Raw genomic sequence first — 1536 nt, forward strand, 5'->3', positions numbered from 1 at the left:
CGGAATCTCAGCATCCGGCGCCTCATCACGCCAATTTTCACGTTCCTTGCGGTTGAGTCCCCACGGATTCCCCTGCCGCTCAATACTTGTCATTGCGCGCTGGGCGTCACTGTCCATTTTTCCTTCTGTCAGTACGAGGTAGCGGCGGAGGTCGATGATTTTATCCACGTGCTCATTCATGACCGGGCATTGATCCTCACAGTTTCGGCAAGTGGTGCATGCCCAAATTTCTTCCTCTGTGATGACGTCGCCGATCAAGCTTGGATTGTAATCAAGCGCCGCTGCGGCTTCCTGCGATCCGCTGCCCGCTGACGCCGCAGCCAGCTGATTGCCTCTCGTATGCCGAAACGCTGCTGCGGGCACCCATGGGGAGCGCGAGGTGACGGCAGCGCCTTTTTCCGTGAGATGGTCTCTGAGACGTAAAATCAAGTCCATCGGAGACAGCATTTTTCCGGTGCCTGTTGCAGGGCACATATTGGTACAGCGGCCGCACTCGACACACGCGTACAGATCAAGCAGCTGAGACTGCCTGAAATCCTCAATTTTTCCCGCTCCGTAGCTTTCTTTCGTTTCGTCGGTAAAATCAATTTTTTCAAGTTTTCCGGCAGATTCCATTCTATTGAAAAAGACGTTTGCCGGGCCGGCGATTAAATGGGCATGCTTAGACTGAGGCACGTACACTAAAAAGCTAAGCAAGAACAGAAGATGGATCCACCATGCGATATAGAAAATCACCGCCGCACCTGTTTTCCCGACTCCGCTAAGCATAAACGCAATACCTGAGGCAATTGGCTCGCTCCAAGAAAGCCCATGCTCATGCCAAATCAGATTCATCCCGTTCCCAAGCAGAACGGTCAGCATTAAACCTCCGATAAAAATGAGAACGAGTCCGGCTTTGAAACCGCGTTTCAGCCTCACGAGCTTTTCGATGTAACGTCTGTAGAATGCCCACCCAACAGCAATTAAAATGAGAAACGTAACAATTTCCTGAAAAAAGGTGAAGGCGGGATAGACCGGGCCAAGCGGCAGATTCCGGCCGGGAGCCAGTCCTTTAATGATAAAGTCAATTGCTCCGAACTGAACCAATATAAATCCGTAGAAAAACATGACGTGAATGATTCCGCTTTTCTTGTCCTTGAGCAGTTTTTTCTGTCCGAATACATTCACCCATATGTCGTGAAGCCGTTCCTTGAACCGTTGATCAAATTGTTCTTTCTGGCCGAGCTTGATGTAGGCCAGTCTCGTTTTGACCAAATACACAAACAAATAGACAGCGTAAGCGGTTACAATCAGAAATAATAATGTATTTGCGATGAGAAAGCCGCTCATTCCAATTCCCCCTTTTTACTGATAAAGACCGCGATCCTCTACCCCCGAATCTGTATAAGATTATCTTTATGATAAATAATGAATGAGTGTTCAGTCAATAATTAAATTCCTGCTGTTCGGGCACACTACCTTTACTACGGAAAGGAGTGCCGGTATGAAAGTATTTATCGTGATTATGATCATTGTCGTTATTTTCTTTGCCTTGAT

At 47.9% G+C, this 1536-nt stretch carries 1 protein-coding gene; it reads right to left on the reverse strand.

The genetic code is table 11. The features are described 5' to 3' along the window. The coding region (locus tag ACWHAR_RS20975) for a 4Fe-4S dicluster domain-containing protein (protein ID WP_452087710.1) at positions 1–1329 on the reverse strand (1329 nt) is incomplete at its 3' end. Positions 1330–1536 lie beyond the last annotated feature (207 nt).

It is taken from the genome of Bacillus sp. LR--39 (genome assembly GCF_053613335.1).